This window comes from Chroococcidiopsis sp. TS-821 (assembly GCF_002939305.1).
In the GTDB taxonomy this organism is placed as follows: Bacteria; Cyanobacteriota; Cyanobacteriia; order Cyanobacteriales; family Chroococcidiopsidaceae; genus Chroogloeocystis.
The window spans coordinates 1-407 of sequence record NZ_MVDI01000049.1; the positions used below are offsets into that span (position 1 = coordinate 1).

A 407-nucleotide genomic window follows, 5' to 3' on the forward strand; every position below is an offset into this window, starting at 1 on the left:
GAGTTGTGGTAGCGGTTATCTCCCTCGAACTGATTCCAGCATCTCTCCGAGTGGATGCACCCTTGATGACCGTCATCTCCTTTGTGGCAGGTGGTCTTTTCTTCATTGTGGTGGATCAGGTTACGCAACTAGTTAAAACTCGGTTTGGCAGCGGTGATATAGATGTTGGAGCCTCGATAATTTTTCTAGGAGTGGCGGTGGGTCTATTTTCCGATGGGGGGGTGATTTGGGCAGGGTCAACTATAGCCACTGAGTTAGGGGTACTTCTCGCATTAGGTCAGGGTCCAGCAGATGTGCCGGGAGGACTTGCTACCATTATTTCCTTTTAGCGACAAGGGGTCCCTCGTCGCAGACGGGTCCAAATTGCGGCTGCTTTTTCGATTCCCATCTTCTTTGGAGCAACCATC

1 pseudogene is annotated in these 407 nt (G+C 50.9%); it reads left to right on the forward strand.

Features of this window, described 5'->3' with window-relative positions:
* A pseudogene (locus B1A85_RS23395) lies at window positions 1-329 on the forward strand (ZIP family zinc transporter); the annotation flags it as partial.
* Between the last annotated feature and the right edge of the window lie 78 nt (window positions 330-407).